This is a genomic window from Acetomicrobium sp. S15 = DSM 107314 (assembly GCF_016125955.1).
Taxonomy (GTDB): Bacteria; Synergistota; Synergistia; order Synergistales; family Thermosynergistaceae; genus Thermosynergistes; species Thermosynergistes pyruvativorans.
The window spans coordinates 22,373-40,948 of record NZ_JADEVE010000184.1; the positions used below are offsets into that span (position 1 = coordinate 22,373).

At 48.9% G+C, this 18,576-nt stretch carries 17 protein-coding genes; 12 read left to right on the forward strand and 5 right to left on the reverse strand.

Going from position 1 to position 18,576, the window contains the following annotated elements:
- Nucleotides 1–141 precede the first annotated feature (141 nt).
- From EZM41_RS04800 to EZM41_RS04815, 4 genes are read left to right on the forward strand one after another with little or no spacing between them, the layout of a single operon-like run.
- Nucleotides 142–1,560 (forward strand): dihydroorotase, encoded by a 1,419-nt coding sequence (locus EZM41_RS04800; protein WP_198470004.1) that lies wholly within the window; start codon nucleotides 142–144, stop codon nucleotides 1,558–1,560.
- A 46-nt stretch (nucleotides 1,561–1,606) separates the two neighbouring features.
- Nucleotides 1,607–2,812 (forward strand): hydantoinase/carbamoylase family amidase, encoded by a 1,206-nt coding sequence (locus EZM41_RS04805; RefSeq protein ID WP_198470005.1) that lies wholly within the window; start codon nucleotides 1,607–1,609, stop codon nucleotides 2,810–2,812.
- Between the two features lies 1 nt (nucleotide 2,813).
- Complete coding sequence (gene dcuC, locus EZM41_RS04810; protein WP_198470006.1) at nucleotides 2,814–4,076, forward strand: C4-dicarboxylate transporter DcuC; 1,263 nt, start codon at nucleotides 2,814–2,816, stop codon at nucleotides 4,074–4,076.
- Nucleotides 4,077–5,426 (forward strand): amidohydrolase, encoded by a 1,350-nt coding sequence (locus EZM41_RS04815; protein ID WP_232619073.1) that lies wholly within the window; start codon nucleotides 4,077–4,079, stop codon nucleotides 5,424–5,426. It abuts the gene before it with no gap.
- A 101-nt stretch (nucleotides 5,427–5,527) separates the two neighbouring features.
- Here the strand turns inward: EZM41_RS04815 and EZM41_RS04820 are convergent, their stop codons facing one another.
- The 4 genes from EZM41_RS04820 to EZM41_RS04835 all read right to left on the reverse strand — a co-directional run bounded on the left by EZM41_RS04820 (nucleotide 5,528) and on the right by EZM41_RS04835 (nucleotide 9,232).
- Nucleotides 5,528–5,989 (reverse strand): hypothetical protein, encoded by a 462-nt coding sequence (locus EZM41_RS04820; protein WP_198470007.1) that lies wholly within the window; start codon nucleotides 5,987–5,989, stop codon nucleotides 5,528–5,530.
- A gap of 181 nt (nucleotides 5,990–6,170) precedes the next feature.
- On the reverse strand, nucleotides 6,171–7,466 hold the full coding sequence (locus tag EZM41_RS04825) for a TRAP transporter large permease (RefSeq protein WP_232619074.1): 1,296 nt from the start codon (nucleotides 7,464–7,466) through the stop codon (nucleotides 6,171–6,173).
- Entirely contained in the window at nucleotides 7,463–7,990 is a 528-nt protein-coding gene (locus EZM41_RS04830) for a TRAP transporter small permease (RefSeq protein ID WP_198470008.1), read from the reverse strand. Before EZM41_RS04830 ends, EZM41_RS04825 begins: the two co-directional genes overlap by 4 nt.
- A 111-nt stretch (nucleotides 7,991–8,101) precedes the next feature.
- A complete protein-coding gene (locus tag EZM41_RS04835) occupies nucleotides 8,102–9,232 on the reverse strand; it encodes a DctP family TRAP transporter solute-binding subunit (protein WP_198470009.1) in 1,131 nt (376 codons plus the stop codon).
- A gap of 396 nt (nucleotides 9,233–9,628) precedes the next feature.
- Between EZM41_RS04835 and EZM41_RS04840 the strand changes: the two genes are divergently transcribed.
- The 7 genes from EZM41_RS04840 to EZM41_RS04870 all read left to right on the forward strand — a co-directional run bounded on the left by EZM41_RS04840 (nucleotide 9,629) and on the right by EZM41_RS04870 (nucleotide 16,204).
- Nucleotides 9,629–10,159, forward strand: coding sequence for a flavin reductase family protein (locus EZM41_RS04840; RefSeq protein WP_198470010.1), 531 nt, complete (start codon nucleotides 9,629–9,631; stop codon nucleotides 10,157–10,159).
- Nucleotides 10,160–10,558: 399 nt separating this feature from the next.
- The gene (locus tag EZM41_RS04845; protein ID WP_198470011.1) at nucleotides 10,559–11,191 is read left to right on the forward strand and encodes a GntR family transcriptional regulator; all 633 of its coding nucleotides are present in this window, start codon (nucleotides 10,559–10,561) and stop codon (nucleotides 11,189–11,191) included.
- Between the two features lie 45 nt (nucleotides 11,192–11,236).
- Entirely contained in the window at nucleotides 11,237–12,202 is a 966-nt protein-coding gene (locus tag EZM41_RS04850; RefSeq protein WP_342449237.1) for a thiamine pyrophosphate-dependent dehydrogenase E1 component subunit alpha, read from the forward strand.
- Nucleotides 12,203–12,214: 12 nt separating this feature from the next.
- Nucleotides 12,215–13,186: an alpha-ketoacid dehydrogenase subunit beta gene (locus EZM41_RS04855; protein WP_198470012.1), complete on the forward strand. Its 972-nt coding sequence runs from the start codon at nucleotides 12,215–12,217 to the stop codon at nucleotides 13,184–13,186.
- A 113-nt stretch (nucleotides 13,187–13,299) separates the two neighbouring features.
- Nucleotides 13,300–14,316, forward strand: a complete 1,017-nt coding sequence (locus EZM41_RS04860) for a DctP family TRAP transporter solute-binding subunit (RefSeq protein WP_198470013.1) — start codon at nucleotides 13,300–13,302, stop codon at nucleotides 14,314–14,316.
- A 95-nt stretch (nucleotides 14,317–14,411) separates the two neighbouring features.
- A complete protein-coding gene (locus tag EZM41_RS04865) occupies nucleotides 14,412–14,921 on the forward strand; it encodes a TRAP transporter small permease (protein ID WP_198470014.1) in 510 nt (169 codons plus the stop codon).
- Nucleotides 14,918–16,204, forward strand: coding sequence for a TRAP transporter large permease subunit (locus tag EZM41_RS04870; protein ID WP_198470015.1), 1,287 nt, complete (start codon nucleotides 14,918–14,920; stop codon nucleotides 16,202–16,204). The genes EZM41_RS04865 and EZM41_RS04870 overlap by 4 nt, the downstream gene beginning before the upstream one ends.
- On the opposite strand, the gene EZM41_RS04875 is transcribed toward EZM41_RS04870, so the two are convergent.
- Entirely contained in the window at nucleotides 16,175–17,038 is an 864-nt protein-coding gene (locus tag EZM41_RS04875; protein WP_198470016.1) for a Cof-type HAD-IIB family hydrolase, read from the reverse strand. The two genes, EZM41_RS04870 and EZM41_RS04875, sit on opposite strands and share 30 nt — an antisense overlap.
- 89 nt (nucleotides 17,039–17,127) lie before the next feature.
- Here EZM41_RS04875 and EZM41_RS04880 point away from each other — a divergent pair, with 89 nt between their 5' ends.
- Entirely contained in the window at nucleotides 17,128–18,513 is a 1,386-nt protein-coding gene (locus tag EZM41_RS04880; RefSeq protein ID WP_232619075.1) for an MFS transporter, read from the forward strand.
- Nucleotides 18,514–18,576: the final 63 nt, after the last annotated feature.

Genomic DNA, 18,576 nt, shown 5'->3' on the forward strand with positions numbered 1-18,576 from the left:
CTTTAGTGGCATACACAATCACGATTAATTAGTAGTTGTTTAATTTGTCCCCAAGTTACTTGGTAAGGTATATTTTACCCATTAATATATCAAGAATAGAATATATTATAAGTAAAAATTAAATAAACGGAGGTTGGTTCAATGAAGTATGATCTTTTACTAAAGGGAGGACGTTTAGTCGACCCCAAAAACGGAGTAGATAAACTGTTGGACATTGGTATTAAAGGCGGAAAGGTAGAGGACGTTGGGGAAGACCTTGATCCATCTTGTGCAATGGAGTGCTTCGACGTTCGAGGGCTTGTCGTTATCCCTGGTGTGATCGATATACATGTCCACGTTTCGGAGTGGATTGGAGGACGATTGGGTCATAAAATGATGGCTCAAGCTGGAGTGACCACCGCTGTGGATCTCTCTGGACCTATAGATGGCGTACTTGCAATTGCTAAGGATTATGGAGCTGGTTTGAATATCGCATGTCTTCATTATGTTAGACCTGGCCATACGGTATCTAGCGATAATCCGTCTATGGAAGAACTTATGCAACTTATTAATAAAGTGATGGAAAAGGGTGCGTTGGGTTATAAAATCTTGGGTGGCCATTATCCATTAACCCCTGAAGCTACAGCTCGCGCTATCGAAGTAGCGAATAAACAAAGGGCTTACGTGGCATTTCATGCTGGAACAAAAGCTCACGGATCCAACATTGATGGTTTCATTGAAGCAGTGGAATTAGCAGGCAAAAATAGATTACATTTGGCTCACATAAATAGCTACTGTCGTGGACAAATTATGCCAACACTCGAGGAGACCCAAAAAGCCATCGATCTTCTTGAGGCGCACAAAAATATCATAACTGAATCCTATCTCTCTCCGCTTAATGGGACAAGCTCCCAGTGTTCAGGTGGAGTTCCCGAGAGCGCTGTAACGCGAAAATGCTTGGAGGTTGGAGGATTTGAGCCTACAGAAAAAGGGTTTGAAGAGGCTATTCGTGCAGGCTGGGCCTTAATAAATGCAGAGCGAGGTGGCGTCAACGTTCTTCTTTCGGGGGAAGAAGGGGTTAACTATTGGCGTGCGCGGAATACGCTTGGCACTGTGAGTTTTCGGGTTAATCCTGGAGAGAGCCGCTATATTCTGGCTACAGCTAAAAGAAGGGACGCATCCTTCGTAGTCGATGCGATAAGTACTGATGGTGGAGGGATTCCGCGAAATGCCACCGTGGAGCTGGGTTTAGGGTTGGTGCATTGGGGAGGTATGACATTAGCTGAATTCGTTCAGAAAGCCTCCGTAAACCCAGCAGCAATTTTGGGTCTTTCCACCAAAGGGCACCTTGCTCCTGGTGCTGATGCAGATGTTACCGTGGTAGATTTGGAATGCTGCAAGCCATATCTTGCCATTGCAAATGGGAAGCTTATCATGCATCGGGGAGCTGTTGTAGGAAAGTCTGCCATTATAATCACAACTGAAAAAGGTCGAACTGCCGTTGAGAGTCTTGGCTTTCAACCTTGTATTGTAGATTTAGAGCAAAGCGGTTTTTATAAAATGCGCGCGGGTGAGTGTTGACAATTGATCTGACTATGCTACAGTGCTATAAAGGTGGTGAGGGCAGGTGGAAGATTTTGCCTTCTTGAAATCATGTTTTGATCGTTTTTACCATGTAGGGGCTTTGCCTAACGGGGGTGTTAAACGCCTGGGTTATACCGTTGAGGAAAATGCTATGCATCAGATCCTCAAAGAAATCTCTAGTGAAATGGAATTCTTTTTTCGCACTGACGAAGTAGGTAACAGTTTCGTTTCCTTGAATAATCCATTATTTCCTTTTGTAGTTGGTTCTCATTTGGACTCTGTGCCTAACGGTGGCAGATACGACGGCGTAGCGGGTATATTGGCAGGACTGTTGCTCCTAAAATGGGTCAAGGAACGCGCTCTTGATCTTCCTCTCTCTGTGGTGGCGTTCAGATGCGAAGAATCCAGCCGATTTGGCCAGGCCACAGTAGGAAGCCACCTCGCATCAGAAAAGCTTGGAGATAAATTGGCTATTCTCCACGATAGTGATGGTGTTACCCTTGAGGAGGCCATAAAAAAGGCCGGCTTTAGTCCTCGCCCTTACAAGCTTAAAGTTCGAGGTTTTCTTGAACTTCACATTGAACAGGGAAGAGTCCTCGAAGAGAAAAGGATTCCCATAGGAATTGTTACTTCCATTGCTGCACCGGTGAGGTTGTGGCTCGATATAAAGGGGCGTCAAGACCATTCAGGGGCAACGCCAATGGAGATGCGAAAGGATGCCCTGGCTTTTGCATCGGAGGTAGTGCTCCTCGTAGAAAAACTTGGCAGGGCTGAATCGCACAGAAAAAGCGTTGCAACAGTAGGCGTGCTTCATCTGGAGCCAAACGCGATGAATGTCGTTCCTGGACATGTGGAGCTTGGGATTGATATCAGGGGGATTGATCTGCTAAGCAGGGAGGAGGTGGTTCAGGGCCTGGTAAAGGGCGTTGAGGAAATTTCTCGAACGAGGGATGTAGAGTATGTGTTAAAGGAAATCTCCAGGGAGGATCCTGTTTCAATGGATGAAGAGATCATATCTGGCCTCAAACATGCTGCTACTTTCGAGGGTGTACGTTTCCTGGAGATGCCTAGCGGAGCGGGACATGATGCAATGGTAATGGCGAGTGTAACAAAAGCAGGAATGCTTTTCATTCCATGTAAGGGAGGAATAAGCCACAACCCTCAAGAGGAGGCCAATCTTGAGGATGTACAGTTGGGGGCAAGGATAATGTTGCGGTATCTGGAAGAAGCTGCAAAAGGAGGCGATTGACATGGTATATATAGGTGGAATAATCGTTATCTTGACATTCGCAGCTATTGTTAAAGGTTACGAAACACGACTTACACTTTTCATTTCGGGGCTTGTAATGTCTCTCCTCGTTTTAAAGCCTATGGCTGCCTTTGATGCTTTTTTCAAAACGGCAGCGCATTCTACTCTTGTGCCGATTATATGTAGCGTTATGGGTTTCGCTTATGTGGCAAAGCTTACTAAGTGCGACGAACACCTTGTGCGTATGTTAACGGATCCATTGAAAAAAGTGCAAGCAATTTTAATCCCAGGCGCCGTTATTGTAACCTTCGTTATCAATATCGCCCTGACCAGTGCGGCTGGAGTCTCTGCGGCAGTAGGAGCTATACTTATACCGGTGCTAATTAGAGCAGGTGTTAAACCAGAGATGGCTGCTGCTGCCGTATTCGCGGGAACATTTGGTAGTGTCTTAAGTCCAGGAAATCCTCACAACGTCTACGTAGCTGATCTGGCCAAGGTAGAAGTTATGAGCATTATTTCAGTTCACGCTTTAACGAGTGTGATCTGCGGTATTATAAGTGCCGTTGCCCTATCTGTCGTGGCGCACATAAGAGGTGAGGTTAGTGGATGGGCCTCTGATAGCACTGCTCAGACAAGTGGTACCATTCAAGATGGCTCTATCAATGTTCTTATGGCTATCGTGCCTCTTATACCCTTAGCCATTCTTATACTCGCTACTCCGCAAGTGGGTCTTCTCCCTAAAAGTATTAACGTGCCGACAGCTATGATCATTGGGGCCTTTATCGCCTGGGCTGTAACGCGCGTAAAACCGAGAGAGATATCTAAATCTTTCTTCGAGGGGATGGGATACTCATACGCTAACGTTATAGGGATAATTATCGCTGCATCAGTCTTCACTGCGGGTATGGGAGCTATCGGGCTTACTGATTCACTCATTGAAGCTATGAAACGGTCTGAGCACGTGGTGAAACTTGGAGCAACGTTCGGCCCATTTCTTATCGCCGTACTCGGAGGTTCTGGAGATGCCGCAACTCTCGCCTTTAACGCAGCGATCACTCCTCGAGCCGCTGAATTCGGGCTTTCGATACCAACCCTTGGTTCTATAGCCAACCTCGCTGGGGCTTTGGGAAGGACGATGTCACCAGTTGCTGGTGCAGCCATTGTCTGTGCTGGCATAGCCAAGGTGAATCCTATTGAGCTTTCAAAACGAACCTGGCCTGGGATGTTGATAGCTGCTGTGGTAGCTATGTTGATGCTGCTTTAAATGATAGTTAATAAAAAGATTCTTAAGAAAGGAAAGGAGAACAAATCCATGACTCTCAAAATCGAACAGCTCGTTCAAAAGATTGAGCCACACCTTATTGCAATGCGACGAGACTTTCACCGCTATCCTGAACCTGGTTGGACAGAGTTTAGGACAGCCTCCTTCGTGGTTAAAAGACTTAAAGAGCTACAATTCGACGTTTTATATGGTGGTGAAGTAGTAAAAGAAGAAGCTATGATGGGTGTCCCCTCAAAAGAGGAACTCGATGAAAGCGCAAAGAGAGCCATATCCGAAGGTGCCGACCCAGAAATTGTGGCAGCGATGGCTGGGGGTAAGACGGGTGTTGTTGGGATACTTGATACTGGCCGACCGGGACCGACATTGGGCTTTCGTGTTGATATGGATGCAAACGATGTTGACGAGGCAAAGGATCCAGACCATCGCCCAGCGAGAGAAGGATTTGCCTCGACACACCATGGCGCTATGCACGCCTGTGGCCATGATGCTCATACGGCTATAGGTTTAGGTCTCGCTGAGGTATTGGCAGAGCTTAAAGATGAGCTAAAGGGGAAGATCAAGCTTGTCTTCCAACCAGCTGAAGAAGGAGTTCGAGGAGCCAGAGCCATGGCTGAGGCGGGTGTGGTAGACGACGTAGATTATATGATAGGTGTTCATGTGGGTGTTACATGCAAGAAGCTTGGTGAATTGATCTGTGGCGGCACGGGGTTCTTAGCCACAACCAAGCTTGATGTAACATATGAGGGCGTTCCGGCTCACGCAGGAGCTGAACCACACCTTGGTAAAAACGCTCTTCTGGCTGCCGCTACGGCTGTTTTAAATCTTCATGCCATACCAAGGCACGGCGAAGGTGCTACACGCATAAATGTAGGAACACTCCGCGCAGGGACAGGAAGGAATGTGATTCCCGCTAAGGCTGACATGAAAATCGAAACGCGAGGGGTTACAACAGAACTCAACGAGTTTATGAAAGAAAAGGCTCTGCAGATATTAAAAGGTAGCGCTGCGATGCATGATGTGAAGGTCGAGATTGTTGAAGCTGGGGGTGCTTTGGGAGGTGAACCTAGCGAGGGATTGGTGCTTAAAGTAGCCGAGGTTGCCAAGACAATCCCAGACTTTAGTGAGATCCATAAATATGGTCCAGGCGGAGGGAGCGAGGATTACACTTACTTTATGTCTCGCGTGCAACAAAAAGGAGGAGAGGGAACTTTCATCTATGTTGGAACAGAGCTTGCTGCGGGACACCATAACTCGCGTTTTGACATAAACGAAAAGGTCATTCCTCTTGCAGTAAAACTGCTGGCAGAACTCACACTAACCCTTGCCAAGTGAGATTAATATGGATAAATGGGGTCAGAGCTGGGCTGTGTGTTAAAGAACAGTATCTGGCCCCAAGTTGCTTTTGGACTCACATGATATCAGGAGGGTGCACTTTACCAAAAGATGTTCTTTGCGACGAAGAAAATCTTTTCGCCACCCTGAACCTTTACGTTGTTGCCCTTGAGATTTTCTCCTTTGAGTCCCACCTTGGCTTTGATATGGTTAGGTTGATCCTTTGGGCGGAAGGCGACCTTCAGGTTGATCAGGTTGAGCTCTTTTCCCGCTTTCTTCGGCAGATCGACCTTAATAAGAAACATGTGGTTATTGACGTGGACCTTTACGGTGTGGTCTTTTCCTGGCTTATCTTCAAAATCTTTTAATGAGACAGACGCATGTACAAAGGAGCCATCCGGAAGGTCTGTCTCTCCTCTTATGTGGAGTTTGTGCCCTTTGATGCTTAACTCGGTGATTTCAAATCGGGAGAAGAAGTCATCAGCGCCTGCCGTGTAGGGCAGGAAGCACGCCAAGAATAGCGCCGCCAAAACGACGCCGACGGCTGTCTTCTTTCTTCTCATTTAGATCTCACCCCCATATGCGCTCATAGCTATTTTGAATTAATTTACCTCCGGCATTGCTCATCGGCATCGGTAAATATACCGTGATCCGTGTCGTAGCAACAGCGCTTTTGCTCAAATATCGTAAGCGTCTTTGAATCATTTAAAATCTTCCGACCTACTATCGTCCTTAAAAGAATTGTCAGTTGATAAATCCCGTTAGGCGTGGAAGAAGGAGAATTAAATCAGGTATGTAAGTAATGAGGAAAACGGCGACCATTTCGGCCATTACAAAAGGCATTGCCTTCGGGATAATTTTTTCTAAAGAAACCTTCGCAATAGGGCTTACGGTAAAAAGACACACGCCGACCGGAGGCGTGGCAAGGCCTACGTTCAGGTTAACCAGCATGACGAGAGCGAAGTGAAGAGGGTGTATACCAAAACTGATGGCCACGGGAAGGAGTATCGGAGCCAATAAGATTACGCTAGCTCCTGTCTCCATAATCATTCCCATGAAAAAAAGCAGTATATTAACAATCAATAAAAAAATATATTTATTGGGGACTACGGTGGTCATGACTTGTGCAATATGTTCAGGGATTCTTTCAAGTGTAAGAACCATACTAAAAACTTGACTTGTAGAAATGATAAAGAGAATAGTTGCAGAGACTATACCGGCTCCGATAAGGCTATCTATCATATTTTTTGCTGTGAGGGCACGGTAATAAAAGATTCCCACTAAAAAAGCATAAAAACATGCTATGGCTGCTGCCTCTGTAGGCGTAAACATGCCTGACAAAATACCTCCGATAATTATAATGGGCACGAGAAGGGCAACCAGAGAACGCTTGATTATTTGCATTGCTTCTTTTCTTTCGATCCGTTCCGTCCTTTTGGGGTGGTTGTTTTTGACGGCGTAGTAGTAGGCCAAGACCATCAAAGAGGCGGCTACCAAAAGACCGGGGATAAATCCGCCCATAAAGAGGGCCCCCACCGATTCGCCCGTCACAGATGAGTAGATGACCATGATAATGCTTGGGGGAATAATGGGCCCGATGATCGACGATGTGGCCGTTACCGCCGCTGAATATTCTGGAGAGTATCCCTCTTCTACCATCGCGGGCACGAGTATGGACCCTATGGCGGCCGTATCTGCCACTGCCGCGCCGGTGAGGCCCGCGAAGATAATGCTAACCACGATGTTGACCTGCGCCAAGGCACCTCGCACACGGCCCACCAAAAGCCGAGCGAGGTTTACGAGGTCTTTTGTGATTCCGGTGTGGTTCATAAGGTTTCCGGCTAAGATAAAAAATGGAAGGGCAAGAAGTGTGTAGTTGTCTATGCCGCCGTACAACCTCGATGCGATGGCGACAAGAGGAATCCCTCGAAAGAAAATAAGATAAAGCAGGGGAACCAACCCGAGGACGAATGCGATCGGAATGCCGATTACGAGAGCCCCTACAAAAACAAAAGTCATAAAAAGTAACCCGGCATTCATTGTTTGATCTCACCTTCTTGTCCGCCGCTAATCATGTAAGGACGGAAATTTTCTTTTTCCCGCAAGATGCCTGCGAAAAAATATGTCATATGAACGATCATGAAGATAGATCCTAAAGGAAGGTTCATTTTGACCCATATCATAGGAACTCTAAGAATGGCCCCATATTGTCGGCGCGCGAGAAGCGCAGTTTGAAAAGTATATTTTGTAGTGATGACTAAAAAAACTATGATCGCAATATAACCAACGATAATGGCTATTTTCATCGTACGTTTGTTCATTTTTAGGAGAAAGTATTCAATGCCGATGTGGTTTTGCACTTTTAACGCCACTGATGCTCCTATATAGGCAATTCCGATAAGAAACCATCGCATAAGTTCTTCGTTCCAAGAAAGAGCACTGCCCATTATACGGAAGAAAACTCCAACGATTGCTAAAATAGTAACGCCTAAAACGTATGCGAACATGATCCACTTCGCTATTGTATATGTTAGATCGCTTGCCTTTTTGAGGATGTTAATCATGATAGCGCCTTGATACCACCTTATTAGGGATTTTGTCGGTCAAAAGGAGGGGCAGTCCGCTGTCTCCAACGAACTGCCCGAGATTTGCTCACAAAGGCCGATCTCGAAAGATCATCGTCTCCAACCAGTTCGGGCTTCTGCCTTTTTGACCTCGAGCAGGAAGGTGTCAACCACTTCTTTCCCCAACTTGCCTTGGAGATACTCAATAACTGCAGGTTGTGCGAGTTCTCGGAACCGCTGAATTTCATCAGCGGTTGGGATATATATCTGCATATGTTTGGCAATAATTTCATACTCTACAATATTGGACACCATGCGTTCGGCAACCCTGTCAGCCTCTGCGCCTAACTTGGCCCCTTGTTTAATAATTTGCTGGGCGGCTATTGGGAGGCTGTTGAATTTGTTGGCGTTCATGACCATGATGTCTTCGCTCCAAACGTGTCCATCCAATGTCAAATATTTTTGGACCTCATAAATCTTGCCAAGAGCAATAGGGGCAAGACCGTTTTCGTGACCATCGACTACGCCTGTTTGAAGCGCAGTATATGTTTCATTCCATGCAATTGGCACAGCGCTAGCACCCAACGATTCAATTAGCTTTACGTAAACAGGACTTTCCATAACGCGAAACTTAAGCCCTTTGAGGTCTTCGGGTTTGCGGATTTCGCGGACGTTATTGGTGAAATGGCGCCAACCGTTTTGACCGATTGAAAGATATTTGAAGCCCGTTTGTTTTTCCATCTTGTCCATCAGTTGGGCCCAAAAAGAACTATTATCGAAAAATTCCTCTACAACATCATCTGAAAGGAAAACATATGGAATTGTGATGAGCTGGATGGGCTCAAAGAAAGACCCTAAAGATCCTGTGCCTATATTTATATCAAGCGACCCATTTTGAACCATTTCAAGAGTTTGTCGATATGTCCCAATGGAACCTCCTCCAAATAGTTCAACTTTAATTTTCCCGCTCGACGTCCTTTCTACGTAATCTTTGAAAAAGAGAGCATATGCATGTTCGGGATAAGGAACGTTTGAAGATTTCGGCCACAACGTTGGATCATCGTAAGCTACCTTAAGGATGATTGGTTTATCAGGGAGAGACATGTCGATCATTGGAGGGATCTCGTTCGCTGTTGCTTCTTGCGCTTGAGCTTGCCGTGCCTCTTGTCCTGCGACGCAGAAAAAGGTGAACAAAACCAGAATAGCGAGGAGAAGACCAAATTTTCTGAAATAAAATCGCATTTCTACACCCTCCTCCTTTTGGATACATCACATTACACTGTTTTTAGGGGCAACCCCTCTGTCGAAACTCAAAACCTCGCACTATCCAATCTTATTTTTTTCCATTTCTATATCTGCTTTGCTAATATCACCCCCTGATTACAAACCGATAGCGCATCGAAAATCAGCATTCATCAGTAACTATTTCCCCACGCAAACCTTCTCCGACTTCATACAAAACATAGGTTGTATCCGTGAGTTTGTCAATACCTCGTCTTCAATTTATACAATATAGACTATAGCTTGCAAAAGGAAGCGCAAGGGAAGTGGCCTTCTCTGGGCGCATTGTCACTGCATCCGTGATAAAATTTAAAAGCATATGCGTATGACAATGAACTCGACGAGGAGGAATAGGCGATGAAAAAACAGCTTGCGCCCCAAACTTTGCTGTACCCTGTTCCGGTCGTGTTGGCCACATCAGGCGATTTCAACGGTCGCAAAAACATCATTACCTTGGCCTGGGCTGGCGTAGTGAATTCTGAACCGCCTATGGTGGGCATAAGCGTTCGCCCCGCCCGTTACTCTCACGATCTCATCGCACAAGCGAGAGAATTCGTAATCAATGTCCCTAAGGCCGACCATCTCGAGGCTGTAAAGCTCTGCGGGAGTGCCTCCGGAAGGACAACCGATAAATTCGCGGCTACCGGCTTATCCGCTGTGCCCGCAACCGAGGTGAAAGCTCCCCTCATCGCGGAGTGCCCCGTGAACCTGGAGTGCCGGGTAAAGCAGGTCATAAGCCTGGGGAGCCATGATCTCTTTTTGGGGGAAATCGTGGCGGTGCATGTATCTCAAGAAGTCTTAGACGAAAGAGGGCAGATCGACCCTGCGAAGGCTCACCCGCTTGCTTACTGCCAGGGAAATTTCTGGCATGGCGCAGATATGCTTTAGCCATTTGCCGCAATAGACCGAAGCGCTGCGGTGCGCTTCGGTCTCAGGTCGTTGGCCCAGCTTTTGTGTGCACAATCGTGCCTTGCCTTGCCTCGATCGTGCAGATAGTTTAATTCCCTTCTCGCAAATTCAGAAAAACACAGAAAGCCCATGCGAAGCGACAGGGTCGTGGGTTGCAGCTTAGGTGTTGCATGCCTATGTGCATCGCACATTCCTATTTGGTTTTGACCAAGACTCAAAAACCTTTGCCTTTCTGTGCTTGGTCATTAACGAAATCGAAGCAGAGAGATAAACTATCCTCCTGACACTTGACAAACCAAATTTTTGGTGGTAAGTTATTTGCGCTATGATTGCATACCAGTAGTATGATGGTTGTATACAAACGGGGTGAGGCCGGTTATGTGCGGAAAAACAAAGAAGGATTTGGCTTACGAAGAGATAAAACGACTCATACTCGATGGCAAACTTTCTGGCGACATGACCATATCGGAGAATGTTCTGGCGGATATGCTGGGCGTAAGCCGGACCCCCGTAAGGGACGCCCTAAGGCGCTTGGAGATGGACGGGTTCGTTAGGGTCATACCAAATCAGGGTGTGGTGATCCGCGAGGTTTCCATAAGCGAGGTCAAGGAGATTTACGACATGCGCATAGCCTTGGAGGAGTTCGTGGTGAGGGAGCTTGCCGATGGACTTTCCGACGAAGACTTTCGCAACTTAGAGGCGATCCTTAAAAAGCAGGAGGAGGCGTGCAAAAAGAGGGATGCCGTGGCTTTCCACGAGGAAGATCGCAGATTTCACGACTACCTCATGAGGGCCTACGGCAATGCGATGATAACCAATTTCATATCGAGGCTTCGAGATCGCATAGAGGGCATCAACGTGAACATGCTCAAAATGCCTGGGAATATGCAGCTATTTTATGGCGAACACAAAAGGATTTTCGAGGCCTTGCGCAGGAGAAGCGGGGAAGAGGCCGCCAAGGAGATGGACGAGCATCTGAAGGGCGGGAAGATGAGGTTGATCGCGAGCTGATCTTGAAAGTTGGACGTCGTAGAAAGCAAAAGGAGGCGTTCGTTGGTGGTCGGTTGGGATGAAGAGCTGTTGTGTCGCTTTTACAGGACGATGGTAACCATCAGGTTCTTCGAGCAGACAGTGGAAAAGCATTTCCTCGCCGGCGAGATACCAGGGTTTGTGCACCTTTACATAGGCGAGGAAGCTATCGCGACGGGCGTGTGTGCTAACCTCACCACAGATGATTACATAGCCAGCACACACAGGGGGCATGGCCATTCTATAGCCAAGGGAGCCGACGTAAGCAGGATGATGGCCGAGATATTCGGTAGAAAGACGGGGTATTGCAAGGGCAAAGGGGGATCTATGCACATAGCCGATTTCAGCGTAGGGATGCTCGGCGCTAACGGAGTTGTAGGTGGCAGTTTGCCTTTAGCGACAGGGGCGGCCTTAGCTGCGAAGATGCTCAGGCAAAAGAGGGTTGCCGTGGCCTTTTTTGGCGATGGCGCCTCAAACCGCGGGACGTTTCACGAATCTGCTAACTTAGCCAGCGTTTGGAAACTTCCGGTGATATTTTTGTGCGAAAACAACCAATATGCCTCGACCACTCCCTATAGGAGCAGCACATCGGTAGAAGACATAGCCGACAGGGCACGCGGATATGGCATGCCGGGCGTCATTGTCGATGGAAATGACGTGTTTGCGGTATATGAGGCTGCAAAAGCCGCTGTGGAGAGGGCAAGAGGCGGCGGCGGTCCGTCTCTCGTAGAGGCCAAGACATATCGCATCAAAGGGCATTTCGTGGGGGACCCGGAGCTTTATCGCTCCAAGGAAGAGGTGCAGGAAATCTTTGCGAAGACAGACCCTATTTCCCGTTTTGAAAGGCAAGTGTCGAGCGAAGGCTCGCTTAGCCGAGAAAAGCTTGATAGCATTAAGCTTGAGGTGCAGGAGCTGATTGACAAAGCGCTCGCCTTTGCCAAAGAGAGCCCAGAGCCGGATCCCTCTGAGCTGTTTAGCGATGTGTACGCGTAGGGGATGAATGCCATGAGAGAGATTACATTCGCTCAAGCCACGCTTGAGGCAATGGAAGAAGAAATGACCCGAGATGAGCGCGTCTTCGTCATGGGAGAAGACATCGCACGTCAAGGGGGCATATTCGGCCAGTTTAAGGGATTGCCGCAGAAGTTCGGATTGGATCGCGTCAAAGATACGCCCATTTCAGAAACGGCTATCGTAGGGGCTGGAGTGGGTGCGGCCCTCGGAGGCATGAGGCCAGTGGTTGACATGCACTTCGCTGACTTCATGGGTGTGGCCATGGACGAGCTCTTTAATCAAATGGCCAAGATACACTTCATGTTCGGCGGACAAAGGCCCGTGCCTGTAGTAGTACGCGCCCCAGACGGTCTCACCAACCAGGCCGCTGCTCAGCACTCCCAATCCATAGAGGCCTGGTTTTTGCACATACCGGGCCTGAAGGTGGTTATCCCTTCAAACCCGGCAGATGCCAAAGGGCTTTTGAAGTCTGCGATCCGCGACGACAACCCAGTCATATACTTCGAGCACAAGAGGCTGTTCCCCGTAAAAGGCCCTGTTCCTGACGGAGAGGTCCTCGTTCCCATAGGAAAAGCTGCCGTTACAAAACCGGGCAAAGATATTACCATCGTTTCATACTCGTACACGATGAGAGTCGTCATGGATGCCGTCTCCATACTGGAGAAGGATGGAATTGACCCTGAGGTTATAGACCTGCGGACGATCTCTCCTATAGATAAAGATACAATCTTAAATTCCGTAGCGAAGACGAGGAAACTTGCAATAGCCCACGAGGCTGTAAAACAAGGTGGTGTCGGGGCTGAAATTGCAGCTATCGTAGCGGAAGAGGGGCTTGATTATCTGGATGCCCCTGTATTGCGCTTCGGTGCACCTTTCACGCCCGTGCCGTTTGCCAGGACGTTGGAAGCGGCATATAGGGTAAAGGCGGAAGATATCTATTCTGGAATTAGAGCATTATTTTAATTAAATGCTTGAGGAGGTGGTAACGAGAAGAAAAGAGACACTTCGCTGCGATGGGAAGTTTCAAAAAATGTCAGAGGGAGGTGAATTGTCCGGCTATAGTCGGACGTAAAGCGATGAAAAAGGTGCTGTGTGGGATTTTAGCGTTGGCGTTACTTTTTGGGGTGGCAGGGCTTGATAGGGCGTCCGCCGCGGCGCTCAAGAATGAGTATAAGCTCACGATGAACGTCTCCACCGATACTGCGTGGGGCAAGGGTGGCGTGAAGTTCGCTGAACTCGTGAAGGAGTACACTGGAGGCAAAGTCAACGTAAAGGTATACCCCAACGCTCAGCTCGTGGGCGGTGACCAGATGCGCCAGGCGGAGATGGTCTCAAGCGGCGCTATAGACTTCATGCTAAACTCTACCATCAACATCGCTCCCATAATTCCGGAATGCAACGCCTTCTCTCTCCCCTTCATGTTCCCGAGTTACGAAGCTGTGGATGCCGTTACTAAATCCGCTGGCGGAGAAATGGTTCTTAAGGCTCTCGAAAAGCACAACATGGTAGGCCTCGGTTGGGGTGAAAACGGCTTCCGCGAGCTCACGAACAATGTGCGTCCAGTAGCGCACCCGGATGACTTGAAGGGCTTAAAGATAAGGGTCGTCACGCCGATCTATGTTGATATCATGAGAGCCCTGGGGGCCAACGCCATCGCTATGAACTGGGGCGAAGTCTTCACCGCGTTGCAACAGGGCGTCATCGACGGACAGGAAAACCCCATCGTTGGGATCATCATACCTAACAAGATTTATGAAGTGCAGAAATACCTCACCAACTGGCACTATTCCTACGACGCGCTCATTTTGGCCGTGAACAAGCAGGTCTGGGCTGGCTTCGACCCTGAGGTTCAAGAGCAGATCAAAAAAGCTGCTGCAGATGCTATGCGCTGGCAGATCTATGACGTGAGCCGCGTGGGCTTGAAGGATGGCATAGAATTCCTCAAGTCCAAGGGCATGGTCGTCACCGATCCTACGCCAGAGCAGTTGGCCGCGTTCCGTGAGCGCACAAAAGCCGTTTACGATAAGTGGGTGCAGAACGTAGGGCCGGACATAGTAAAGGCCTTTGAGGAAGCTGTGGCCAGCTACAAGTAGGGCTATGCGAGGGGAGTTGCCTTTGTGGCGGCTCCCCTGTTCCCGTTTAACGGCTCGGTGTGATTGTGCGCCGGGAGAAGGGGTGATGTTGGGGCATGCTTAGATTTCTTGACAAGGCCGAAGAGTGGACGTGTGCCGTCATGCTCTTTTTCATGGCCATTTTAGCTTTTATTAACGTGATCGTAAGATACCTTACAACCTTTTCTTTCTCCTTCTCAGAGGAGCTCTTGGTCAACTTGTTTGTATGGATCACGATGCTTGGAGCATCTATAGCTACGCGGAAGGGAGCGCTTTTGGGCGTCACTTTTTTGGTCGACCGGCTGTCTACAGGGCTCAAAAAGGTTGCGTCTTTAGCGGTCACTCTTTGCGGCGTAATCCTATTTCTACTCCTTGCGCTTCACGGCGTGGATATGGTGAGGTCGGAATACAGGTCTGGAATGACCACCTACTCTATGGCTCTTCCTATGTGGATATTCGGCCTCGCCGTGCCGGTGTGCGCGTTTCTGCTGATAGCGAGGACTATTCAGAGAGGCATAGATGAATGGAAGGCCCTTTCTTCGGATGTGCCCGAAGTTGAGCCCGATGTGGAGGTGAAGCCGAAGTGAACATAGATCCCGGTGTAGTATTGTTAGGCCTTTTCTTCGTCATGATCGCCTTTAAGGTCCCTATAGCGATAGCCTTAGGCCTGGCAGGGATGGCCGTCGTGTATTGGTTTAACCTGGGTGCCCAGATGTTCGCCCCCGTATTCTTCGCCAATATATCGAAATTTTCTCTATTGGCTATCCCCTTTTTCATCCTGGCCGGTGTAATCATGGGGAGGGCTAAGATATCGGATAAGATTGTCCACTTGATAATGCTACTTGTGGGCCCGATAAGCGGCGGTATGGCTATCGTGACGGTCATAACTGCGCTCTTTTGGGGAGCCGTCTCCGGATCGGGACCTGCTACTGTGGCTGCTTTGGGTACCATACTAATCCCCGGCATGGTAAAAGCCGGTTATGACCGAGGTTTTGCCGCGGCGATTACATCTGCTGCAAGTGGCCTCGCTATCGTGATTCCGCCGAGCATAGGGTTTATCGTCTACGGCGTAATCACGGGCGCCTCAATAAGCGAATTGTTTCTTGCCGGCATCATACCCGGTATTGTGGTGGGACTCTTTCTCATAGTTGTAGCTTTTATCATCTCAGTGGCTCGTGGGTATAAGGGTGAGCGGTTCGGTACGGCCCGTGAGGTATTGCACGCTTTCAAAGACGCCTTCTGGGCGCTCATCACTCCGGTCATCATATTGGGTGGCATATATGGAGGAATATTTACGCCCACTGAAGCGGCTGCGGTAGGTGTGGTTTACGGCCTCTTTGTGGGCTTCGTGGTGTATAAGACGCTCACTCTCAAGGACTTATACGAGCTATTAGTGGAGACCTGCGTCTCCTCAGCGGTGGTAATGCTCGTGGTTTCCTTTGCCGGGATCTTTGGATGGGCCATGACGGTTCTGGGCGTGGTGGAGAGGATATCCCAGGCGGTGATATCGTTGAGTTCTAATCCTTATGTCGTCATAGCCCTCATAAATGGCGTCCTGCTCGTGGCAGGAATGCTCTTGGATGCCATCTCTATATATTACTTGCTTCTGCCCATCTTCATGCCGGTGATGGCTCACTTCGGCTGGGATCCGGTTTGGTTCGGCATAGTAATGACAATAAACCTGGCCATAGGACAGGTAACGCCGCCGGTGGCGGTCAACCTCTATGTGGGGTGCAATATCGGTGGCGTATCGATGGACGAGATCTCCCGTGCCGTAATCCCCTTCGTTATAGCCTCGATAGCGGCCTTGGTGGTTATCGTTTACGCTCCCGACGTCACGTTATGGCTTCCGCGGCTCTTGATGCGATAAAAGTGCACAAGAGCAGGTGTTTTGCGGGCGGGCATTGAGGGCGCTTTCTATGACCAACGCCACTCCGTCTTCGTCGTTGCTCTTCGTTATAATTTGCGCCCTTTCTTTTACTTCAGGTCGTGCGTTTGCCATTGCTACGGGAAGGCCGGCGGCGTCGAGCAGCGAAACGTCGTTACCAGAGTCGCCTATGGCCATTATTTCTTCTTTCTTTATGCTTAAGCTTTGGGCTAACATTGTCAAAGCCTTTCCCTTGCTCACCTCGGGATGACAGATCTCCACATATATGGCGTTAGGAGCTTGAGAGATAGCGATAAAAAGCTTTGTGCCGAAGTCAGCATTTAGATATTCATACATTGCGCCAGCTTCCTCCGGCGAATCGGCTATGCCGAGCATCTTGGTGGGCTCGCCTTTGATCGTGTATAAAGCGTCTCCCAATGGGATCGCTTCCACCCCGGCTATTGTAGCGTATGCCTTTGCCTTTTCATCGAGGTGTCGTACATATAGGGTGTCGTCAATATATGTCTGAATGTGCCATCTCATTTCTTTGAATAACATCATAATTTCGTGTGAAAGTTTTTCTGGTATCGGGCGATGGTAGTAGACTTTTCCGCTTACCGAGCGGACGAGCGCTCCGTTATAGGTGATTAATGGGACATCGAGATCAAGTTTTTTTGCGATGGCGAGCGCCGAACGATACATACGCCCCGTAGCGATCGTTACAACTATTCCAGACTCCGCAGCGCGCCTTATGGCTGCCTCGGTGCGGGGCGAGATCGCATTTTTTGAATTTAGAAGCGTTCCATCCAGATCTATGGCTATCAGTTTCAGCGACAAGTAAAACTCCCCTTTTGGTCATGATAAAATTCTTACCTATTATGGTACATTTTACATGGCTGCGATTACAGGTATGTTCAAAGGTGGGGATGGAGCTGGCAAATGTCGCCTCGAAGAAGACGGTCTTAGTGGTCTCAGCTGTAGCCTCTTTCCTTTCTCCTTTCATGATATCTTCAGTTAACATATCGCTTCCTTCCATTGGTAGAGAGTTCAATGCCGGCGCCACCCTCTTGGGATGGGTGGCCACGACGTATCTGTTGGCCACCGCTGCCTCGTTGGTTCCCATGGGCAAGTTCGCTGACATAGTAGGAAGAAAGAAGATCTTTGCCCTGGGTGCTGTTTTATTCGCTGCCTCGAACTTTTCGGCTGCCGCATCCCCGTCGCTTTTATTCCTCATATTTTTTAGGGTCATCCAAGGGGTCGGCGGCGCTATGATCGTTACGACCTCGGTGGCCATCTTGGCATGCGTATTCCCGCCTGGCGAACGGGGAAGGGCTATGGGGATAAATACGGCCTCTATATACCTGGGCATGTCTATGGGCCCCTTCTTAGGCGGGACTTTAGTGCATCGTTTAGGTTGGAGGAGCGTGTTTTTGGCCGGAGGCATCGCCAGCGCGTGTGTATTTTATCTCGTAAAGAGGCACCTTCAAGGAGAGTGGGCCGACGCCGAGGGAGAGGAGTTTGACGCAAAAGGAAGCCTTCTTTATGTGACGTCGCTCGTATTTTTCATGTATGGCGTTTCGCTTTTGCCTGCTAATCTGGGGATATATTTTATGATAGCAGGCGGAGCACTCTTGGTTGCCTTCGTGAAGTGCGAGCTTTCCATATCCAATCCCGTCTTTGAAGTGCGCCTTTTCATTACAAATCGGACGTTTGCCTTCTCCAACCTGGCAGCCCTCATCAATTACTCTGCCACGGCGGCCGTGGCCTTCCTCCTCAGCCTTTATCTCCAATACGCCAAAGGGTTATCCCCTCAAAGTGCCGGGCTAGTCCTGATGGTGCAGCCGGCCTTCCAGGCGCTGCTTTCCCCTTCGGCGGGTAAACTTTCCGACAGGATAGAGCCGGGCATAATAGCTTCTCTGGGCATGGCCTTGACGGCCCTTGGGCTTTTTATGCTTTCCATGCTCGAGCTTCATACGTCGCTTTATTTCATGGCGCTCTCGCTTTCCTGTTTGGGCGTTGGATTTGCGCTCTTTTCCTCGCCCAACATGAACGCTATCATGAGCTCCGTATCAAGGGAGCATTACGGCATAGCTTCGGGGTCTTTGGCCACGATGAGGCTTTTGGGGCAGATGACAAGCTTAGCCTTGGCGACGGTGCTCTTCGCGTTTACTATGGGCCAGGCGCAAATAGGGCCGGGCAACTTGCACGTTTTCGTGAAAAGCGTGAATACAGCTTTCATCATCTCCGCCGTCCTCTGCGCCATTGGCATATACTTCTCCTACGCCAGAGGCAAGCTGCATCAGCGCCAGTGAGGTTGCACGCTATGTTGGTGCTTCCCTTGCTTCTATCCGAGATTTTTTATGGCGTAAAACCTG

Coding starts and splice junctions, on each gene's coding strand:
- EZM41_RS04855 (WP_198470012.1), top strand. CDS start 12,215: ATGAGAGAGATTACATTCGCTCAAGCCACGCTTGAGGCAATGGAAGAA.
- EZM41_RS04840 (WP_198470010.1), top strand. CDS start 9,629: ATGAAAAAACAGCTTGCGCCCCAAACTTTGCTGTACCCTGTTCCGGTC.
- dcuC (WP_198470006.1), top strand. CDS start 2,814: ATGGTATATATAGGTGGAATAATCGTTATCTTGACATTCGCAGCTATT.
- EZM41_RS04815 (WP_232619073.1), top strand. CDS start 4,077: ATGATAGTTAATAAAAAGATTCTTAAGAAAGGAAAGGAGAACAAATCC.
- EZM41_RS04820 (WP_198470007.1), bottom strand. CDS start 5,989: ATGAGAAGAAAGAAGACAGCCGTCGGCGTCGTTTTGGCGGCGCTATTC.
- EZM41_RS04830 (WP_198470008.1), bottom strand. CDS start 7,990: ATGATTAACATCCTCAAAAAGGCAAGCGATCTAACATATACAATAGCG.
- EZM41_RS04835 (WP_198470009.1), bottom strand. CDS start 9,232: ATGCGATTTTATTTCAGAAAATTTGGTCTTCTCCTCGCTATTCTGGTT.
- EZM41_RS04860 (WP_198470013.1), top strand. CDS start 13,300: ATGAAAAAGGTGCTGTGTGGGATTTTAGCGTTGGCGTTACTTTTTGGG.
- EZM41_RS04865 (WP_198470014.1), top strand. CDS start 14,412: ATGCTTAGATTTCTTGACAAGGCCGAAGAGTGGACGTGTGCCGTCATG.
- EZM41_RS04825 (WP_232619074.1), bottom strand. CDS start 7,466: ATGAATGCCGGGTTACTTTTTATGACTTTTGTTTTTGTAGGGGCTCTC.
- EZM41_RS04845 (WP_198470011.1), top strand. CDS start 10,559: ATGTGCGGAAAAACAAAGAAGGATTTGGCTTACGAAGAGATAAAACGA.
- EZM41_RS04800 (WP_198470004.1), top strand. CDS start 142: ATGAAGTATGATCTTTTACTAAAGGGAGGACGTTTAGTCGACCCCAAA.
- EZM41_RS04880 (WP_232619075.1), top strand. CDS start 17,128: ATGGAGCTGGCAAATGTCGCCTCGAAGAAGACGGTCTTAGTGGTCTCA.